Genomic DNA, 17,476 nt, shown 5'->3' on the forward strand with positions numbered 1-17,476 from the left:
CAGTAGAACAGTTAGAAGAATTATTAAATAAATTGCTAAACGAAGGAGGTCTTATTATTAAATGGGAGCGCAAAGTTAAAAATAAAGGTAATGCTGTTTATTCGATTTAGCTGCACAACAGCTTAGTTATCCACACGGGAGCCAGGGAATGAATTAAGAGTCTCAAAGCTCAAGTCGGTTAAAAACCGACTGAGAAATTATAGTTTCATGGCGGCTATATGCTTCCTCCAGTGTGGAAGAACACAGCATTGATTTCCACAAGTAAGGTATTCTACCTGCAAATTTAAATTCCATATTTGTATACCGAATCAATCTTAGTTAAATTAGTAAGCATCGGGATTCAATCGGAGGAAATATGAGTGAATCGACATTGCTAAACTTAGATCAATCGACACCAGATTCAACCCCAGATTTTGTTAATCCCCCCACCCAGGATGAATTACTATATGATGACGGCATCCCCATGGAAACCTATCGCCATAAACTGCAAATGGACTTACTAGTTGATCCCCTAGCTGCTTGGTTAGGGGATAAAGATGCCTTTGTAGGGGGTAATATGTTTGTTTACTTTAGTCCCCATCAATTGAAAAACCATGATTTCCGTGGTCCTGATATGTTTGCTGTGTTGGATGTTCCCAAGGGAGAGCGCAAATGTTGGGTAACTTGGGAAGAGGGTAAAGGGCCAGATGTGGTAGTGGAATTGCTATCCTCTAGCACTGCTTCCAGAGACAAGACAGACAAAAAAGAAATATACCAAAACAGGCTCAGAGTACCAGAATACTTTTGGTATGATCCTTTTAATCCCAATGAGTTTGCTGGTTTCATCATCAGGGATTATGGATATGAACCAATCATTCCCGATGAGCAAAACAGACTCATCAGTCAAAAATTAGGTTTAGCCCTAGTGCGTTGGGTAGGAGAATTTGGGGGAGCCAACGCCGTCTGGGTAAGGTGGGCAACTTTAGACGGGGTTCTACTACCTACAGCCCGTGAATTAGCTCAACAAGCACAGCAAGAAGCCCAACAAGCAAAGCAAGAAGCCCAACAGGCCCAGGAAAGAGCAGAGGCTGCGGAATTGTTACTGGCACAGGAGCGCCAACAAAGGGAGGAATTGCTGGCTAAATTACAGACAATGGGGATAAATCCTGATCAACTTTAGATGTTGTTTTATAACTTTTCAAGAGGTAATTGTCATTTTAGGGAACACCAGAAGACCGCAACAGGGGGGAGTAATTTGCTCTCCCAAGACTCATTTTTGCCAATGTGCTAAAATGACAATCATTCAATCTGATAATATCTACATCTCTTTCTAAATAGGGCTTGCTGAATAAACTCAAAACCTTGATAAATCAAGGGTTTCAGGTGAAAAATCAGGAAATCAGTGCAGGATTTTTCAGAGGTATACTCCTAAAAGCGTGCATTTTCCGGGTGAAATTTCAAAGAATTGGTTACTAACAGATCACCCAAACTCTTGCCTATTCCCTATTCCCTATTCCCTGCCTTAACGAAGAGACTTTTTCAGCAAACCCTAAATAGGTTGATAGGAGGCTAATAGCTAAACAATATTCTTCGGGATCAATACTTTCTACTGCGACATCAATATCTTGTTCCATCGGACTCCGTATCTAAATTATAACCTACCTTCCGCACTCCCCCGTGTCACAATCGGTTTTTTATTAATTTCATCACTAATTTTAATCGGGAAGAAATTCTGGATCAAGTAGATCATCTGCAGAAAACGGACAACTTTCAGGAAAAAGATGAGCAGGTAATTCACTTTTTTTGATAGCCTGTCTTCTGGCTTTAACATAAATTTCTGCAATTTCTTGCAAGAAATAGTTATACAACGTTTTAGACTTTAACAATAACTCAAGCTCAAATCGAAAGTTATCAATTTCATTTTGCCAACCTTTGGCACAGTATTCTTTTTCAGAGTTCCAATACTTATACAAGAGTAAGTGAATGAGCAATTGACGCAGGTAACTGTCAACTTTCCGCCTTTGTTCATTACCCAAACTGAGAATTTCCTCCTTTAAATGTAAAAAATCTAATTCCTCAATGCGATTATTTTCTAGTAATTTATAAGTTTCTTCCAGCCAAAGGAAATAATCTTGTTCGTAAAGAACATTAATTGTGTTCATGAAAGCACCTAAGTATTGTTTACTCTATTTTGACGCTCCCCGCCTTAAAAGGCTATCCATTATAAACATCTTTCTTAACAATCTTAAAACCTATACTTGGTAAAGGTTTCAATACTTTTGAATTTACCTGATCTTGACAAAATGCACCTCATCTTTATTGATAAAAACCTCATTTTATTGAGAATCAGCAACGAAGGATTAAGGGTTGGGGGTCTGCAAGCGATCGCTCTCATGAATGTTAAGAAAGATGTTTATAATGGATAGCTTATTAAGTTAAGGGGGGTAAGGGGGGGGATCCTTACAAGGGTAGGTTTTTTACATTGTCGTGAGGGCAAGACTTGGGGGACAAGGAAGGACAGTGGACAAGGGAGGAAAACCGTACAAAATCATCTTCTCTTGGTAACAAAAAGACCATTGTGCTGATAAAATCTTCCTTGTCTACTTTCCCTCCTTGTCTTCCTGGTCCTGCCTCAACAGATAATATTAAAAACCTACCCCTGTGAGCAGGGGGGATCTGGATAAAACCTGATACTTCTCAGACATCCTCTCAAAAACAATTATTGTTAATTACCAGTTCGACTCCAAAAATAGCATTATTTAGGGAAACTTTCAATCCCTAAGCAGATCAGTCAGGATTATGACTGCCCCTAAAGGAGCAAGCTGTTGTGCATTTAATTTGTATAAGTGGAACAGGCATCTTGCCTGTTAAACAAGAGTTCAGAATATTAGGATTATACAATTTAGCTGTGTAACTGCTTATCTCCTAAATTAGGAATTTATTTAAACGAATCCATTAACATCATGATTAGTTAATTAGGGTTTGCTGAAAAAGTCTCTTCGTTAAGGCAGGGAATAGGGAATAGGGAATAGGCAAGAGTTTGGGTGATCTGTTAGTAACCAATTCTTTGAAATTTCACCCGGAAAATGCACGCTTTTAGGAGTATACCCCTGAAAAATCCTGCACTGATTTCCTAATTTTTCACCTGAAACCCTTGATTTATCAAGGTTTTGAGTTTATTCAGCAAGCCCTAATTAAATTCTGATATCCATATTATGAATAAAGTAAGCGGGACTTTGAGCGACTTTCTGATTAACAAAATTTCGATTTCTGATATATATATTATTCCCTGGCTTTAATGAAGCAACAGGGTTACTTAAAATTTCTCTAGTATATGGATTATAGAAGACTTTGATAAATCCTGTTTGGGTAAGTTTATCATGCAGCGCCGGCGATACTGTCTCTATAACAATCAACGATAATGTCTGATTATTGAGTGTTTCTAATGCTCCTGCAAAAGCTTGGTCTTCATATCCTTCTACATCAATTTTTATGGCTGAAGGAAAACCATAAATTTTAGATAATTCATCAATTGTTGTGATATTAACTAACTCTGTCTTATTTGTTAAATGAGTTATGGAATCTGATAATATTTGATTTTGACAGCCTGCATCTGTGCTGATTACGCCCTGAGAAATTGATGATCCCACAGCATACTGAAAACATTTAACTTGATCATGTAAGTTATTAATGCCTATATTTTCAATTAGCTTATGGAAGGTGTTACTCACTGGTTCCAACGCAATCACAGAAGCATTACTTACGCCTCCAGCTAGCAAAGAATAAGATCCAATGTTTGCACCAATATCAAAAAACAAATCATCTTTTGATAAGAAATGAAGAATTAGGCACATATCCACAAACTCATGAACACCAACATAAATATTGCCTGTAGCGCCTGTTTCCCCCCCTCTAATAATAATATTTGTATTTTCCACAAAACGGAAAACAAAAGCGGATAATGATTGGTTAGCTAATCTATAATGTAATTGCCAATGGACAAAATTGATTAATGCTTTCCATGGTTTTGAAGAAGAAAGCGGATGAGAAATCAAAAAATTTAATGTGTTATTTAAAAAGAACATTTTGACTAAAATTGTAAATTGTAATTTGTTTGTAAAACTCGGAAAATATAATTAAAACCAGTCGGTTTTCAACCGACTTAAGCTTTGAGATTCTTAATTCATTCCCCGGTTTCGGTGTGTGGATCACTATTCACTGGCTCCCTCACCGTTGTACGCGGTTATAAAAATTAATGAGTTCTTCCCCCATTTTCAGGGAACTAAAACGTTGAATATTCTCCAGTCCCGCCTGCACTAGCTTTGTTGCTTCCTCCGATTGGTTGAGTAAAAAATCACACTGTGCAACTATGGCTGATAAATCATCAGGACTGGCCATCAGAGCAGCATTACCAACTATTTCAGGGAGAGAACCACTGTTAGAGCAAACAACTGGACAGCCAAAAGCCATCGCTTCTAAAGGAGGCCAACCAAATCCCTCATAGTAACTGGGAAAAAGCAAGATGGAAGCCTTCAGGTATAGGGAGGATACCGCCTGATCATTGGGATGGGAAACAAAGGTAATTTTGTCACCTACTTGCAGTTCTTGAATGATCATTTGCAGATCCATATCTGGGGGAGACCCAGCCATCACCAATGACAGGGGGTGACTCTTGACCAGTTCGGCAAAAACTCGAATTACCGTTGCTCGATTCTTATAGAAGCCATTGTTACCAATGTGCAAAATTATTCTTTTTCCATCCCGCACTCGTTCCTGCCATCCGGGGATTTCTGCCGGGATTAAGTCTAATAAGCTACTTCTAATACCAAATAAAATCACGGTGGGAACAATTTGATTGCTAACGTTCTGTTGAAAGTCCTGACCTGTGCAGGTGCTGGCAACACATATATTTTTCTGGGATTTGAGGGATTTTAAGTTTTCTCTAATTAACCAGCGGGCGAAAAAACCAGGCGGGGGTATGGGAAATTCCCCTTTTTGTTGCAAAACGGGAATTAAATCGTGAAGAGTGACCACACATTTTTCTGGCGGTATTTTCCTGAGAACATAGCAGGTACTACCATCCATCAGGTGAAATATGTCCCCATTGTATTTGCACATATATTTACGCAACTGTAGCGGGGAAATCAATAGTAACCAAAGTTGTTGAAACCGTTTTTTCAGTTTAGCCGGGAGAAAAAACAGATCGGGGACAAGGTTCAGTAAGTCAATCCTGGTCAGTCGGACTTTTTGTGAGTAAGAAGATAAGGTTTCAGTCACCATGTCCACATAAATCAGCATACTGCCTACAGACTCAGTGGAACAAGTGGTGATTAATGCTACTTCTAACACACCTTGATTATCGTGAAGAAAAGGTAAAAATCCAGCCGTTAGTTCGGTCTTATCGGTCAATTTCAGAGTTTCCTATGGTTATATTTTGGGTTATATTCTGGGTTTGATGCCAAAAAAAAGCTTGCCAATACTTGGCGAAGGACAATACTAACCCCAGGGAGAAAGCAATAAAAAAAGTAATAAATGGGTCTGCCAATATTTGCCCAGATACCATCAAGCTACCAATGTTTGCCAGGAAAAAGGCTAAAATTCCACCTGTGTAAACCCCTAAGTAAATTTGCGACTTGAATAGGGCCTGCACTTGTACCCATGCTGAAAGGACTAAACTGAGCAGCAGCAGGACTAAGGCTATAAAACCCGGTACTCCCAATTCGACCATCATCCTACTGGTGCCACTTTCTTGCCAAGTTCTCGGTCTTTGGACATTGAAAATGGCAAGATGATTGCTTCCTGGGGAAGCTGACCCCAGACCGGCTCCAAAAAATCCCGACTGACGCACTGTTTCGATCAAGGCATCAAAATTATGTCGTCGAAAGTCTTCACCCGCAACAGCAAAATGATTTTGGTAATATCTGACGTAAGTGGAATCTTCTCCCAGATCGTTGCCAATATATATCATAATTAGCAGTGGAATCAGTAGAACGGGCAAAACGGAAAAGATCCGCCCGCCACGGGCTTGGGCATAGATCAAAGTAAAAACTATTGCCGCTACGGGCAACATATAAAGCATCTTGCGACGACCACAGAAAAACAGGGCGGCGATCGCTATGACACAAATAGCTAACCAGAGGTAGCGTTGCCTCGGTTTCGAGGTGGTGCACAGAAAAAAACTGAGCATAGAAGTTGCTGAAGCGTGCCAGCCCATGACATCTGGGGAACGGTAAAAACCTGCTATCAGCTTGACAACGTAGCCAGTACTATATCGCACCCAATCAAAGTCTAAGGCACTGGTACCTATAAGAGTCCATCCAGGTACGACGTTAAAGTATTCTAAAAATGTGCCACTCAGCATGACCACGGAGAGGAGACAATAAAAACTAAATAGTCTTTGGATATCTTCCAGAGATTGGGCAAAGTGAAAACCCACTAAAATCGCCGCCAAGAAAACGCCATAGTTAAAGATGCCAAAGACTGTCATGAGCCAGGAGTTGGCACTATAGGTCAGAGAAATCAAGGCTGGGGGGATGCAGGCCAGCGCAAACCAGTTAAAACTGCGGTTCACATTGGGATACATTCGCCAGAATGAATGCAACCAGTCTTTTTGTCCCGACAACCCCAGGATTATACCCAATATAATTGGCACACTTGCTAACAGGACACTAGCGGGGGCATCGGGGATCATTTTTCTCAGGGGGTCTTGTACTGCTGCTAGAAATACTAGCCAGTATATCCCCCGCCGCCAATTGCCTAGGGCGAGAATCGCCCCTAAAACTGAAATAAGTAATACTATACCAGATGCCATAAATCACTTTCCATTGTTGCTGGTAACAGTTAGGGGTTGCTGAGAAAGTCTTTCCGTGAGGGCATAGGAGTCAGGAGTCAGGAGTCAGGAGTCAGGAGGAGATTTGAAAATTTCTTTGCTATCTCTTGAAATCCCAAAAAATGCACACTTTTTCCGGTATACCCTTCAAAACCCTTGCACTAATTTCTGTGTTTATCAGCCTCTAACCTTTGATATATCAAGGTTTTAGGTTTATTCAGCAAACCCTAATTAATAGAATAATCTTTTTTGACGGGTTTTTGATATCCTCTGGTTTTGTCAGGGGATATTTTTTTATGACTTGCACATTTACTGTCAAGAAATCTGTTATATTTTAGAATTTTCTCACTAACTGTTCAGGATTGCTATATTACAATTATATTATTAATTTCAACTACCTAACCATGACAACTATATCTATAGAATTACCAGAAAGTATTTTTCACACATTAGGAAAATCCCCTGATGAATTAGCCAGAGAAATGAAAATAGCTGCTGCTGTTAAATGGTATGAATTAGGATCAATATCTCAAGGTAAAGCGGCAGAGATAGCAGGTTTAAACAGAATAGAATTTATGGATGTTCTGATTCGTTATCAGGTTTCTCCCTTTCAATATACTGCGGTCGAATTAGCCGAGGAAATTGCATCACTAGATGAATAGATATGAATAAAATAGTTATTAACACATCACTGCTAATTGTACTATTTAAAAGTCAACTTACCTATTTACTACCACAGCTATTTACGGAAATTATTGTTCCTGCTGCTGTTTGGGGTGAAATTGTCAAAGCTGGTAAAATAGATATAGCATCTCAAGAATTACCTAATGCTAATTGGGCAAAACAAGTTACTATTTCTGAAATTTCTGCTTTAATTGTACCTTGGGGTATAGATTTAGGAGAATCTGAAGTTTTGACATTTGCTTTAGAAAACATTGGTTATCGCGCAGTTATTGATGATGCTGCTGCTAGAAAAGTGGCGAAAAGTTTAAATATTCCCTTTATGGGAACTTTGGGAGTATTAGTTTTAGCAAAGAAACAAGGGTTAATAACTTCTATTGATGAACCTATTCAAGCATTACAAAAAGCTGGTTTATGGTTATCTCATGATTTAATTCAATTTCTCAAGGAACAAGATAATAGATAAATTTTGGCATAGTTTAGGGGTTGATTAATAAAACTTTTTCGCGCAAAGTCGCAAAGACGCAAAGACGCAAAGGGAGGGAAAGGAGGTTTTAATTTACTCAAATAAGGATAGTTGTCCTTCTCTTTTTAGCCTCCAACTGTCTTCTCCTATCCGTTCTCCAATATCTTCTAAAACTGTTAAAATTGTTTGATTTTCTGGTGTTGTGCCGTTTTTTAAAAGTGGTAACAGATGTAATACTATTTCATCAAAGCTGGGATTTTTTCTTTCTCGTTCCATTCTGCGTAAGTAACTAATTAAATAGTATTTTATTCTTAATCTTACATCTATATGTGATTTGAATTTTGCATCTTTTTTGAGGGTGAAAAGTTCGGTTTTTTCGTCATAGTCGAAGTTTCCTAATAAAATTGGTGTTAAGTCAGAATATTCTTTTTTTAATAGGTCTAAAAATCCTAGTTCTAAACCTTTAATAATTAGTTCGTCGTTAATTTGTTCTAGGGTTGCACCATCATTTTTAGCTATTATTCCTTCTATGGTTTGTATTACGATTTCTGCAATATCCATTCCTAAGTTAGCTTTCATGATGGCTTTAGGACTGCGAACTTTACGGAAATTAATGATTAGTTGTCCTGATAAAACTGTAAAAGGATTTTGTCTTTTTTTAAAACTTGTTTGTCCATTTTTTTGTGGTACTGCACCGATGTATTCAAACCCGCAACTTTCGGCGGTGTCAATAATTAAATGCCAAAATTCGGGATCTTTATGGGCAAATACAAATGATAACCAGCGATCAAATTTTAATACTCTATACATTTCTTTGATGCTTTCTGCTATCAGTTGGTTATATTCTTCTTTGGTTTTTTGATGTTCTCCTCCTTCTATTGCTTCTTGTTCATAGTCTGCTTCTGTTACTTCTAAATCTAACCAAGCATTCCACATTACAGATAAATCTAAATAAGGAATTTTCTTACCATAGGGAGGATCTGTATATATATAGTCTACACTTTCTTTAGGAATAAAACTCAAATTTGTGGCTGTTCCTTTTAAAATTTTCGCGTGAGAAATCGTTGTTTGATTAATAAAGTATTGCATTTCTTTTTTAGCAGCATCTACTTTTTTAAATCTCATTTCCAAATATGTTAAAATATCTATATCTACAGGTGACGGTGCAATTCTATAACGATAATATCTAAAAGCAGAAGAATCTCCTTGTCCTGCTGCTGGTTTATTTGGTGTTGTATGATAAGTTAAATTAGCTTTTGTCAGAAGTCCAGAAAACATTAACATTAATGAATCTCGAATATTTTTGTTTTTCTCTTTTTTGATAAGTGACTTTAATAACCCTAACTGTGCCAGTTGTTTATCACTAAATAACTGTTCTACTGTTTCCACATCCGAACCTTTAGGTAATCGTAAACCTTGAGGATAGGGATATTTTTTTAATGCTTTTTGAATTTCTATTTCTGTAGTTGGTTTTTGTTTTTGATATTCAGTTTTTACCCTTTCAAAAGCTGCTGAAAGTTCATCAAAATCTACAGGAGCAATTAAAGAATTAACTAGAAAAACCGCCATTGGGTTAATATCTGTACTAATAGCTTTTCTATTATTCATTAATGCTTCAATAGCTGTAACACCACTACCACCAAAAGGATCAAGAATTAAATCTCCAGGTTGACTAAAATTTTTAATATATTCAGATACCACATTCCAAGCTTGTTTAGTAAAATATCCATGAACTCCAAAATGTCTCTTAGCAGTTTGTTTTTTTACGGGTATTTCTGCTAATAAAGGACGAGTATTATAATCAAACTCACTTTTAGCTTTAACTGTTACCGTAGCAGGTTCATAACTAAAGTTTTTCCCAGATTGAAAACTGGAAGGTGAGAGAAATTGGGTTAACTTATCCCAATGAAAATCTATTTCATCAAGAGAGAAAAACAAAACGGGTATATTATTTCCAGTGGTTTTAAAAATAGCAAACTCTACACCATTACAAAGTGCAAAATAATTACTTCTAATTTCTGGATGGGTAGCATAACTATAAACCTGTTCCACATGATCACCATCTTGAATATTTTGATTTGGTGCTTTTGCATCCAGTACCCAAGCAAAATTATTTTCTACCTTTAAAACATAATCAGGAATAAGATTAATAGGACGTTTTTTACTACCAATCTTTAAAAACGGATGTTGTAAAGTTTTACTGCGAACTATATTAACTTGTGTATAACCTAAAGCTTGTAAAATCGGGAGAATAATTACTTCTCTAACACTATCTTCTTTAAAATCAGAGTTATATTTCAGAGATGAGAAATCCAAATTCCCGAAAATATTACTAATATTACTCATTTTCCTTGATTCTTGTAAATATTGAGCTTCAAACTAATATGATACTCGAAAATATCTGTGATGTTCGTATTTGTTATAATTGTTAGTAATATTACTGAATAATTAACACAGTTGTCAAAAATTTTAATCAAACATTACTTTCTCACTACTCCAATAATACATATATTTCTCTCTGCGTTCTCTGCGCCTCTGCGTGAAATAAAAAAATATATTCAGAAGTCGGGTATCTGGTAGGTTTTTCAGCCTTTTTCCCGATCAAGTGCAACAACAGATGAGTTTAGCTTTGTGATCTCCCAACCTAAAGGCTAAAGTGGATAGAAAGTAAAGCAGGTACAACGATGGAAGTTCAAGAAATCAAAAAATTCCCCAAACCTAGAAAAATAGACAGTCAACCCACCCCATCTCAACACATCAAGATATTAGACTGTAATCAACCCGTGAGCAGAGTTATATTTGAATGCTGGCACTGTAAACAAGGTATTTTGAGTGAAGTAGATGTCACCTCATCCCAATTTCTAGAAATTACCTGTCCTAGTTGTGGTAAAACAGGTTTAAGATTAATGGCTGATAAAGTCCTGTCAACTACTCCTATTCCTTCACCCTGGCAGTAAGGTGACAGGTGACAGGTGACAGGTGACAGGTGACAGTGAGAAGGCAAAAGTTAATTTTCTCTTTCTGACTCCTGCCTCCTGACTCCTGCTATATATTGTTAATTATCTTGTTAGTGGCGATCGCACTAAAAAATTCATAAACGAACCGCAGAGGCGCAGAGAACACAGAGAAAGAAGAAACTGTTAAACGGTTTGGCGCTGCTTCTTCAAAAAATGATAATAACTCAGTAATAACCCAAAATCTCTCTTAAACCCTCTTCCCTTTGTGTCCTTTGCGTACTTTGCGGTTCGTTATTCCGTGATCTGTGCCTAAGTCCTATAATTCAGAATAGCTTAAACCTAAAAATCATAGTTATTAATTATTTTGCAACCCGTAGACTTTACCACCCTCACCGCAACTTGCAGCGAACTCCGCGCTAACTGGCTACCTGCACGCACAGAACAGGTATATCAACGCGATCGCCATACCATAGCCATCGCCCTCCGCACTATGAAAAAGCGCGAGTGGCTAGATATATCATGGCATCCCCAAGCCACAAGAATTTGTATTGCTGAACCACCACCACGCACACCAGACACTTTCACTTTCAGTCAACAACTCATCCATCAGTTAGGTGGTTTAGCTTTAATAGCTATAGATTTTATCGCCCCTTGGGAACGAGTGGTAGACTTTAAATTTGCCCGTCGTCCAGGAGAAGCAGCACTTTATCACCTGTACGTCGAAGTAATGGGTAAATATAGTAATGCTATTCTCACCGACGCAAATAACGAAATTATCACCGCCGCCCATCAAGTTAGTCAACAACAGTCTAGAGTTCGTCCTATTCAAACTGGTGAACCTTACGAAACACCACCCAAACTAACAGGAACTATACCCAATTTAAACGAATCACAAACACGCTGGCAAGAACGAGTTAGTTTAGTTCCCGGATCTATTAAAAAGCAACTCCTGAAAAGTTATAGCGGTTTAAGTGCAGCTTTATTAGATTCTATGTTATTCGCTGCCAATATATCACCAGAAACCAATACTGATATTTTAACTGCCGATGACTGGGAGAGGTTATTTACCAAATGGCAAGAATGGTTACAAACTTTAGAAACTTTAGAAAGTTGTAAATTTCAACCTGCTGTAACTGCAAAAGGTTACACTGTTTTAGGTTGGGGAGGAATAACACCAGCCAAAAATATCCAAGAATTACTCAACCAATATTATACAGATCAATTAAATCAACAATCATTTTCTCAGCTACGTCACCAGTTAACCCAGAAGTTGGGTAATATTTTGGGTAAGTTAAATATTAAAGCCCAAACCTTTAAAGACCGGTTACAACAGTCAGATCAAGCAGATGAATACAAACAACAAGCAGACCTATTAATGGCACATCTGCAAAACTGGCAACCAGGAATGACAGAAATTATTTTAGATGATTTTGAGACAGGAAAACCAGTGGCGATCGCCCTCCAACCAGATAAAAACGCCGTCCAAAATGCCCAAAAGCTATACAAACAACACCAAAAACTCAAACGCGCCCGTGCAGCAGTTGAACCACTATTATTAGACGTACAATCAGAAATAGACTATTTAGAACAAGTAGAAGCTGCTATTTCCCAAATAGAGAACTACCAAAATACAGAAGACTTACAAGCTTTAGAAGAAATACGCGATGAACTCATAGAACAAAAATATTTAGAAGACTTAGAATATCGTCGTCGCAGCAACACTGAAACCGCAAGTACAAACTTTCGTCGTTATCGCACCCCTAGCGGTTTTGAAGTCTTGATCGGTCGTAACAACAACCAAAATGATTATCTCACATTTCGGGTAGCAGGAGATTATGATTTATGGTTTCACGCCCAAGAAATACCCGGCAGTCATGTTTTACTACGTTTAGAACCCGGTGCTGTTGCCGAAGAAGCAGACTTAGAATACACAGCTAACCTAGCAGCTTACTTTAGTCGTGGCCGTGAAAGTGAACAAGTACCAGTAGTTTACACCCAACCCAACCGAGTGTATAAACCCAAAGGTGCAAAACCTGGACTTGTGGTTTATAAACACGAAACGATAATTTGGGGAAAACCACAATTGGTGACTGGGGACTGGGGAGAAATATTTACCTTTTGACTCCTGAACTCCTGTCATAACTTCCTGACTTTTAGACCTTGACGGATCTTCCTCATCTGCCTGTAAATATAAAGACTTCCTTAACTGAGGGAAGATATTTTTTGAGAATTTCATAGAAAAATCTGTACTGCCTGTTACAATCTTGTTAAGAAAAGTTGCCCGTTACATTTTGGGAACGCGCAATTTGGTTTTGACTCTACTGAGAAGACAACACGAACAACGTTTTAAAATTTTTTGACCAGCCCGTGGGAAGGCTGGTTTTTTATTTAACAACGTAGGGGCAAACCCCCCGTGGTTGCCCCTATTCGCTATTCTCTATTCGCTATTCCCTGTTCCTAGAAACTAAAGGTAGTTCTCAACGCTCCAATGACTACATCATTATTATTAGTGTTATGGTCTGGTGCGGTTAACCAAATAACCCCAGGGGTAATAGTGATATTGTCGTTGAGTTTATATTGATAAAATGCCTCAATGTGATATGAGGTGTTTTGGTCTTTGAATGCTGCTAAGTTGGTACTTGTACTGGTAACTTTTGGCTCCATGCCGACGATAATACCAGCTAAGTTACCTTTTTTACCCAAGTCTCGGAAACCAAGGGTGACAGCATAGTTCCAAATGTCAACATCTCCTCTTGCACCTGTTAACACATTACTGTTTGTATATCCACCCCAACCACCTAACACGAATTTATCACTAATGCCTATGGATGCTTGCACACCGTAGGAATTACTGGAAAATGAATTGCCTGTAAAATAGTTAGATGTGGCGTTATTGCTACCTGTAGCTAGTCGTGTGTTATAGGAATTGATGTAAGTTAAACCTAAAGTAATGCGATCGCTGGGTTTAACTGTCAACTGTGCCAAAGCACCATAGGGACCATCAAACAAACCACTTCCACTGGCAGGGCTATTAGCTGAACCTGCTAAATACCCTAAACTTACTCCCACCTTATCGCTAAACTGGTGAGTTACTCCCAAACCCGAACCATCTATTTGTCCATAAATTGGGTTGCGTGTACCAAAGGTAGATAAAGCACCAAAAGCACCATCACCGTCAAAAATGTTCACTGTACTGGTAATGTCATCTATTGCACCACCGGAGGCGATCGCTATTGCTTGGGTTTTCTCACTTAGAGGGAATCTATACGATAGTGTTCCCAGTACAGAAGTGGTAGTACCACTACTTGCAAAAGCCAAATTTCCTTCCCCTGTTAGCAAGTCAGGAGTGTCGATATTATTACTCTCAATTGTGGTAAACAGTGTATCTTCACCCGTAAAACTGCTGACAAATTCAATTCTTGTCCGCGCCCCAAGGGTAGTATTTTTATCTGTAATAGGTGATCCGTTAACTTGATCACCTGATAAAACATCACTAACAACGGCTACAACTTGACCTTGCAGTTTAGTAGTGGTCGAAAACTGATTTGCTTCTAACTCAGAAGTCTTTGCTTCCAAAGCATCCACACGCCCCCGTAAGGTTGCTAGTTCCGCAGAAAATTCTTCTTGCAGTTTTTGGATAGTTGCTAAGTCTTGTTTTGTGACTCCATCAGCAGTTGCAGTAGCAATTAATTCATTCACCCGATCCAAACAGGCATTCAAACCTGCTGCAAATTCATACCTGGTTAATGCGCGATTTCCCCGATAAGTACCATTAGGATACCCAGCAATACAACCATAACGTTCTACTAAAGACTGTAACGCTTGAAATGCCCAGTCTCCCGGTTGTACATCTGACAACTGAGATACTGAAGTAACTTGTGATATTAACTCTTGCTGAGAATAATTAGTTTCTGTTTTCCCTGCTGGTTCACTTGCGAAAACAGATGTATTTGCACATAGTATAATGCTGCAAATAGCTGGACTGGTAAGATGATTCCACTTTTTAGCCATTTTTCCACACACCCATTGTTATTTCACAACTGTACCGAGCAGTCTATTTCCTACGTTTTTTAACAAAGCTAATTAAGGTCATTTTTACAACTATGTAGCCAAAAATCCCTCAGCACTTAAAAAAATTAATCTTAAAGCGGTCTCCCAGAAAAAAATGTAATCTACATTACTTAAATCAAAGCATCTTGTAAATAGTGCATAATTTTGTTGTCAGTATTATGTGAAAATGATAATGGTTCTTATATTAATGTATAATGAGTATAATTTTCAATGGAAAATTGACCTAAAATCAAAAATTCTGCTAAAGAGAGGAAAAGCAAATGACAGTTAATCTTACAAAACAAGAGATAAAAGTCTATAAAAAGCCTATTGGGCTAATATTTACTCTATTTTGCTGTTTAATTGCCTCTGGTTGTCAGCAAACACAAAACAACACAGCGCAAAATGCGGTTCAGTCATCACCGTCACCAGTAGAAAAGGTACAAAACTCAGAAAAAACTAAAGTAGTAACTACGTTTTTACCAGTGTATTTGTTTACAAAAGCTGTAGTTGGAGATGTAGCAGATGTAGAGATTTTAATTCCACCAGGTACAGATGTGCATGAATATCAGGCCACACCGGATGATGTGAAGGCGATCGCCACAGCCAGAATTTTAGTAAAAAATGGCTTAGGTATGGAAGAATTTCTTAGCAATACCATCAAAAATGCAGAAAATTCCAAATTAATAGAAATTGATGCTAGTAAAGGTATTAAAGTAGTAGATGACATATCACCAGTAGAGGAAGTAAAAAGTCACGATCACGATCATGATCACAAACATGAACACGCAGAGGGAAACCCTCATGTTTGGTTAGATCCAGTTTTTGCCAAACAGCAAGTGATCAATATTAGAGATGGTTTAATTAAAGCTGATCCAGCCAATAAAGAAGTTTATCAAACTAATGCTGCCACTTATATTCAAGAATTAGAAAAATTAAATAATGAATTTCAGCAGACTTTAAGCAAAACACCCAACTGCACTTTTATCACCTTTCATGATGCCTTTCCTTATCTAGCCCAAAGATACAACCTCAAGCAAGTTGCAGTTGTGAAAATTCCCGAAGATCAACTTTCACCAGCAGACGTAAAAAAAGCCGTCAATGCAGTGAAAAAGTACCAAGTAAAAGCTTTATTTAGTGAACCAGGAGTAGACAATAAATTACTGAATAGCCTTTCTCAAGATTTGAAATTAACTTTGTATCCTCTTAGTTCTTTAGAAACTGGGGAAACCAACCCACAATATTATTTCCAAGCAATGAGAAATAATTTGCAGAGTTTAGCAGCAGGATGCAAATAATTGATAATTGATAATTGATAATTGATAATTCAAAATCTAAAATCTAAAATCGAATGACTGACGAACAAGAATCAAAAACATTGTTGCCAATATTAAAAGTAGAAGGTTTAACCGTCTATCAAGGAAGCTATTTAGCTATACGGGATGTTTCCTTTGCATTATTTCCCGGAACAGATACAGCAATAGTAGGACCAAATGGCGCTGGTAAAAGTACCTTAGTTAAAGCTATTTTAGATTTAATTCCTCGTAGTTCTGGAACAATTGAAATTTTTGGTCGCCCCATTTCTCGGTTAGGAAATTTGCGTAAAGAATTGGCATATATGCCACAAAACTTTATTTTTGATCGCAGTTTTCCTATTTCTGTGAGTGAGTTAGTAGAACTGGGAATAGGTGACAGGGAAAAGGTAAAAGGTCAAAATAAACATCTATTTTTATCCAATTTTTGGCAAAACAAACAAGAAAAATCAGCCGCAGTCAAAGCAGCTTTACAACGTACAGATGCTTATCATTTAAGAAATCAAGCTATTGGTACTCTTAGTGGTGGTCAACTAAAAAGGGTATTGTTAGCTTATTGTTTGGTAATTCGGCGAAAATTCCTAGTATTGGATGAAGCTTTTGCTGGGGTAGATATGCGAGGTGCGGCTGATTTTTATGCCTTGCTAAATGAGTTAAAACAGGAGGAAAATTGGACAGTTTTGCAGGTTTCCCATGATATTGATATGGTAAATCGTCATTGCGATCGCGTCATCTGTCTCAATCAAACTTTAGTGTGTTCTGGACATCCAGAAATTGCCCTTTCACCACAAAATCTCTTAGCAACTTATGGTCCTGGTTTTAGTCGTTATCAACACCATCATTAAATAATAGGGAATAGGGAATAGGGAATAGGGAATAGGGAATAGGGAATAGAAGTTTTAACATTGAACTTTATTTTCCCCGATCACCAATCACCAATCACCAATCACCAATCACCAATCACCAATCACCAATCACCAATCACCAGTCACCAATCACCAATCACCAATCACCAATCACCAATCACCAGTCACCAACCACCAATCACCAATCATCGATCACCAATCACCAATGACCAATAACATTCTATCTCAGATAGATTACATGTATTCTCAAATAAAAGATATGAATTTTTTGTTTTATAATCAAATTAACTAGTTTTTTTTTTTTTTTAATAATTTTTTGTAATTTGTAATCTTAT

The 17,476-nt window shown here is 37.7% G+C and carries 16 protein-coding genes; 9 read left to right on the plus strand and 7 right to left on the minus strand.

Annotated elements, in window-relative coordinates; genetic code table 11:
- The first annotated feature begins 355 nt into the window (after window positions 1-355).
- Entirely contained in the window at window positions 356-1,159 is an 804-nt protein-coding gene (locus FFR48_RS16190; RefSeq protein WP_137668081.1) for a Uma2 family endonuclease, read from the plus strand.
- Window positions 1,160-1,475: 316 nt separating this feature from the next.
- On the opposite strand, the gene FFR48_RS16195 is transcribed toward FFR48_RS16190, so the two are convergent.
- Entirely contained in the window at window positions 1,476-1,613 is a 138-nt protein-coding gene (locus FFR48_RS16195) for a hypothetical protein (RefSeq protein WP_162501901.1), read from the minus strand.
- A gap of 81 nt (window positions 1,614-1,694) precedes the next feature.
- On the minus strand, window positions 1,695-2,141 hold the full coding sequence (locus FFR48_RS16200; protein WP_137668082.1) for a DUF29 domain-containing protein: 447 nt from the start codon (window positions 2,139-2,141) through the stop codon (window positions 1,695-1,697).
- A gap of 141 nt (window positions 2,142-2,282) precedes the next feature.
- Here FFR48_RS16200 and FFR48_RS30145 point away from each other — a divergent pair, with 141 nt between their 5' ends.
- The gene (locus FFR48_RS30145; protein WP_268932445.1) at window positions 2,283-2,405 is read left to right on the plus strand and encodes a hypothetical protein; all 123 of its coding nucleotides are present in this window, start codon (window positions 2,283-2,285) and stop codon (window positions 2,403-2,405) included.
- A gap of 768 nt (window positions 2,406-3,173) precedes the next feature.
- On the opposite strand, the gene FFR48_RS16205 is transcribed toward FFR48_RS30145, so the two are convergent.
- The 3 genes from FFR48_RS16205 to FFR48_RS16215 all read right to left on the minus strand — a co-directional run bounded on the left by FFR48_RS16205 (window position 3,174) and on the right by FFR48_RS16215 (window position 6,790).
- Complete coding sequence (locus FFR48_RS16205; protein ID WP_137668083.1) at window positions 3,174-4,064, minus strand: FkbM family methyltransferase; 891 nt, start codon at window positions 4,062-4,064, stop codon at window positions 3,174-3,176.
- A 142-nt stretch (window positions 4,065-4,206) separates the two neighbouring features.
- Window positions 4,207-5,388 (minus strand): glycosyltransferase family 4 protein, encoded by a 1,182-nt coding sequence (locus FFR48_RS16210; protein ID WP_137668084.1) that lies wholly within the window; start codon window positions 5,386-5,388, stop codon window positions 4,207-4,209.
- Window positions 5,378-6,790: an O-antigen ligase family protein gene (locus FFR48_RS16215; protein ID WP_137668085.1), complete on the minus strand. Its 1,413-nt coding sequence runs from the start codon at window positions 6,788-6,790 to the stop codon at window positions 5,378-5,380. The genes FFR48_RS16210 and FFR48_RS16215 overlap by 11 nt, the downstream gene beginning before the upstream one ends.
- A gap of 422 nt (window positions 6,791-7,212) precedes the next feature.
- On the opposite strand from FFR48_RS16215, the gene FFR48_RS16220 reads away from it, so the two are divergent.
- Together FFR48_RS16220 and FFR48_RS16225 are read left to right on the plus strand one after the other, a co-directional pair.
- Window positions 7,213-7,470 carry a UPF0175 family protein gene (locus FFR48_RS16220; RefSeq protein ID WP_137668086.1) on the plus strand — a complete coding sequence of 86 codons (258 nt, stop codon included), beginning with the start codon at window positions 7,213-7,215 and terminating at the stop codon, window positions 7,468-7,470.
- Window positions 7,471-7,472: 2 nt separating this feature from the next.
- Window positions 7,473-7,955, plus strand: coding sequence for a PIN domain-containing protein (locus FFR48_RS16225; RefSeq protein ID WP_137668087.1), 483 nt, complete (start codon window positions 7,473-7,475; stop codon window positions 7,953-7,955).
- Window positions 7,956-8,048: 93 nt separating this feature from the next.
- Here FFR48_RS16225 and FFR48_RS16230 read toward each other — a convergent pair whose 3' ends face one another.
- A complete protein-coding gene (locus tag FFR48_RS16230) occupies window positions 8,049-10,301 on the minus strand; it encodes a DNA methyltransferase (RefSeq protein ID WP_199291305.1) in 2,253 nt (750 codons plus the stop codon).
- 338 nt (window positions 10,302-10,639) lie between these two features.
- Between FFR48_RS16230 and FFR48_RS16235 the strand changes: the two genes are divergently transcribed.
- Together FFR48_RS16235 and FFR48_RS16240 are read left to right on the plus strand one after the other, a co-directional pair.
- Window positions 10,640-10,912 (plus strand): hypothetical protein, encoded by a 273-nt coding sequence (locus tag FFR48_RS16235; RefSeq protein ID WP_096565916.1) that lies wholly within the window; start codon window positions 10,640-10,642, stop codon window positions 10,910-10,912.
- A gap of 364 nt (window positions 10,913-11,276) precedes the next feature.
- The gene (locus tag FFR48_RS16240) at window positions 11,277-13,034 is read left to right on the plus strand and encodes an Rqc2 family fibronectin-binding protein (RefSeq protein WP_137668088.1); all 1,758 of its coding nucleotides are present in this window, start codon (window positions 11,277-11,279) and stop codon (window positions 13,032-13,034) included.
- Between the two features lie 335 nt (window positions 13,035-13,369).
- Here the strand turns inward: FFR48_RS16240 and FFR48_RS16245 are convergent, their stop codons facing one another.
- Complete coding sequence (locus tag FFR48_RS16245) at window positions 13,370-14,923, minus strand: iron uptake porin (protein ID WP_137668089.1); 1,554 nt, start codon at window positions 14,921-14,923, stop codon at window positions 13,370-13,372.
- Window positions 14,924-15,243: 320 nt separating this feature from the next.
- Here FFR48_RS16245 and FFR48_RS16250 point away from each other — a divergent pair, with 320 nt between their 5' ends.
- Genes FFR48_RS16250 through FFR48_RS16260 form a run of 3 tightly spaced genes read left to right on the plus strand, consistent with a single transcriptional unit; the run spans window position 15,244 to window position 17,357 of the window.
- On the plus strand, window positions 15,244-16,260 hold the full coding sequence (locus FFR48_RS16250) for a metal ABC transporter substrate-binding protein (protein WP_137668090.1): 1,017 nt from the start codon (window positions 15,244-15,246) through the stop codon (window positions 16,258-16,260).
- A gap of 53 nt (window positions 16,261-16,313) precedes the next feature.
- Window positions 16,314-17,120, plus strand: a complete 807-nt coding sequence (locus FFR48_RS16255) for a metal ABC transporter ATP-binding protein (RefSeq protein ID WP_137668091.1) — start codon at window positions 16,314-16,316, stop codon at window positions 17,118-17,120.
- Window positions 17,121-17,180: 60 nt separating this feature from the next.
- Window positions 17,181-17,357 (plus strand): hypothetical protein, encoded by a 177-nt coding sequence (locus tag FFR48_RS16260; protein WP_162501902.1) that lies wholly within the window; start codon window positions 17,181-17,183, stop codon window positions 17,355-17,357.
- Window positions 17,358-17,476 lie beyond the last annotated feature (119 nt).

Source organism: Sphaerospermopsis reniformis, assembly GCF_005402885.1.
GTDB classification, from domain to species: Bacteria; Cyanobacteriota; Cyanobacteriia; order Cyanobacteriales; family Nostocaceae; genus Sphaerospermopsis; species Sphaerospermopsis kisseleviana.

Coding starts and splice junctions, on each gene's coding strand:
- FFR48_RS16220 (WP_137668086.1), top strand. CDS start 7,213: ATGACAACTATATCTATAGAATTACCAGAAAGTATTTTTCACACATTA.
- FFR48_RS16190 (WP_137668081.1), top strand. CDS start 356: ATGAGTGAATCGACATTGCTAAACTTAGATCAATCGACACCAGATTCA.
- FFR48_RS16200 (WP_137668082.1), bottom strand. CDS start 2,141: ATGAACACAATTAATGTTCTTTACGAACAAGATTATTTCCTTTGGCTG.
- FFR48_RS30145 (WP_268932445.1), top strand. CDS start 2,283: ATGCACCTCATCTTTATTGATAAAAACCTCATTTTATTGAGAATCAGC.
- FFR48_RS16195 (WP_162501901.1), bottom strand. CDS start 1,613: ATGGAACAAGATATTGATGTCGCAGTAGAAAGTATTGATCCCGAAGAA.
- FFR48_RS16245 (WP_137668089.1), bottom strand. CDS start 14,923: ATGGCTAAAAAGTGGAATCATCTTACCAGTCCAGCTATTTGCAGCATT.
- FFR48_RS16215 (WP_137668085.1), bottom strand. CDS start 6,790: ATGGCATCTGGTATAGTATTACTTATTTCAGTTTTAGGGGCGATTCTC.
- FFR48_RS16255 (WP_137668091.1), top strand. CDS start 16,314: ATGACTGACGAACAAGAATCAAAAACATTGTTGCCAATATTAAAAGTA.
- FFR48_RS16230 (WP_199291305.1), bottom strand. CDS start 10,301: ATGAGTAATATTAGTAATATTTTCGGGAATTTGGATTTCTCATCTCTG.
- FFR48_RS16205 (WP_137668083.1), bottom strand. CDS start 4,064: ATGTTCTTTTTAAATAACACATTAAATTTTTTGATTTCTCATCCGCTT.
- FFR48_RS16235 (WP_096565916.1), top strand. CDS start 10,640: ATGGAAGTTCAAGAAATCAAAAAATTCCCCAAACCTAGAAAAATAGAC.
- FFR48_RS16250 (WP_137668090.1), top strand. CDS start 15,244: ATGACAGTTAATCTTACAAAACAAGAGATAAAAGTCTATAAAAAGCCT.
- FFR48_RS16225 (WP_137668087.1), top strand. CDS start 7,473: ATGAATAAAATAGTTATTAACACATCACTGCTAATTGTACTATTTAAA.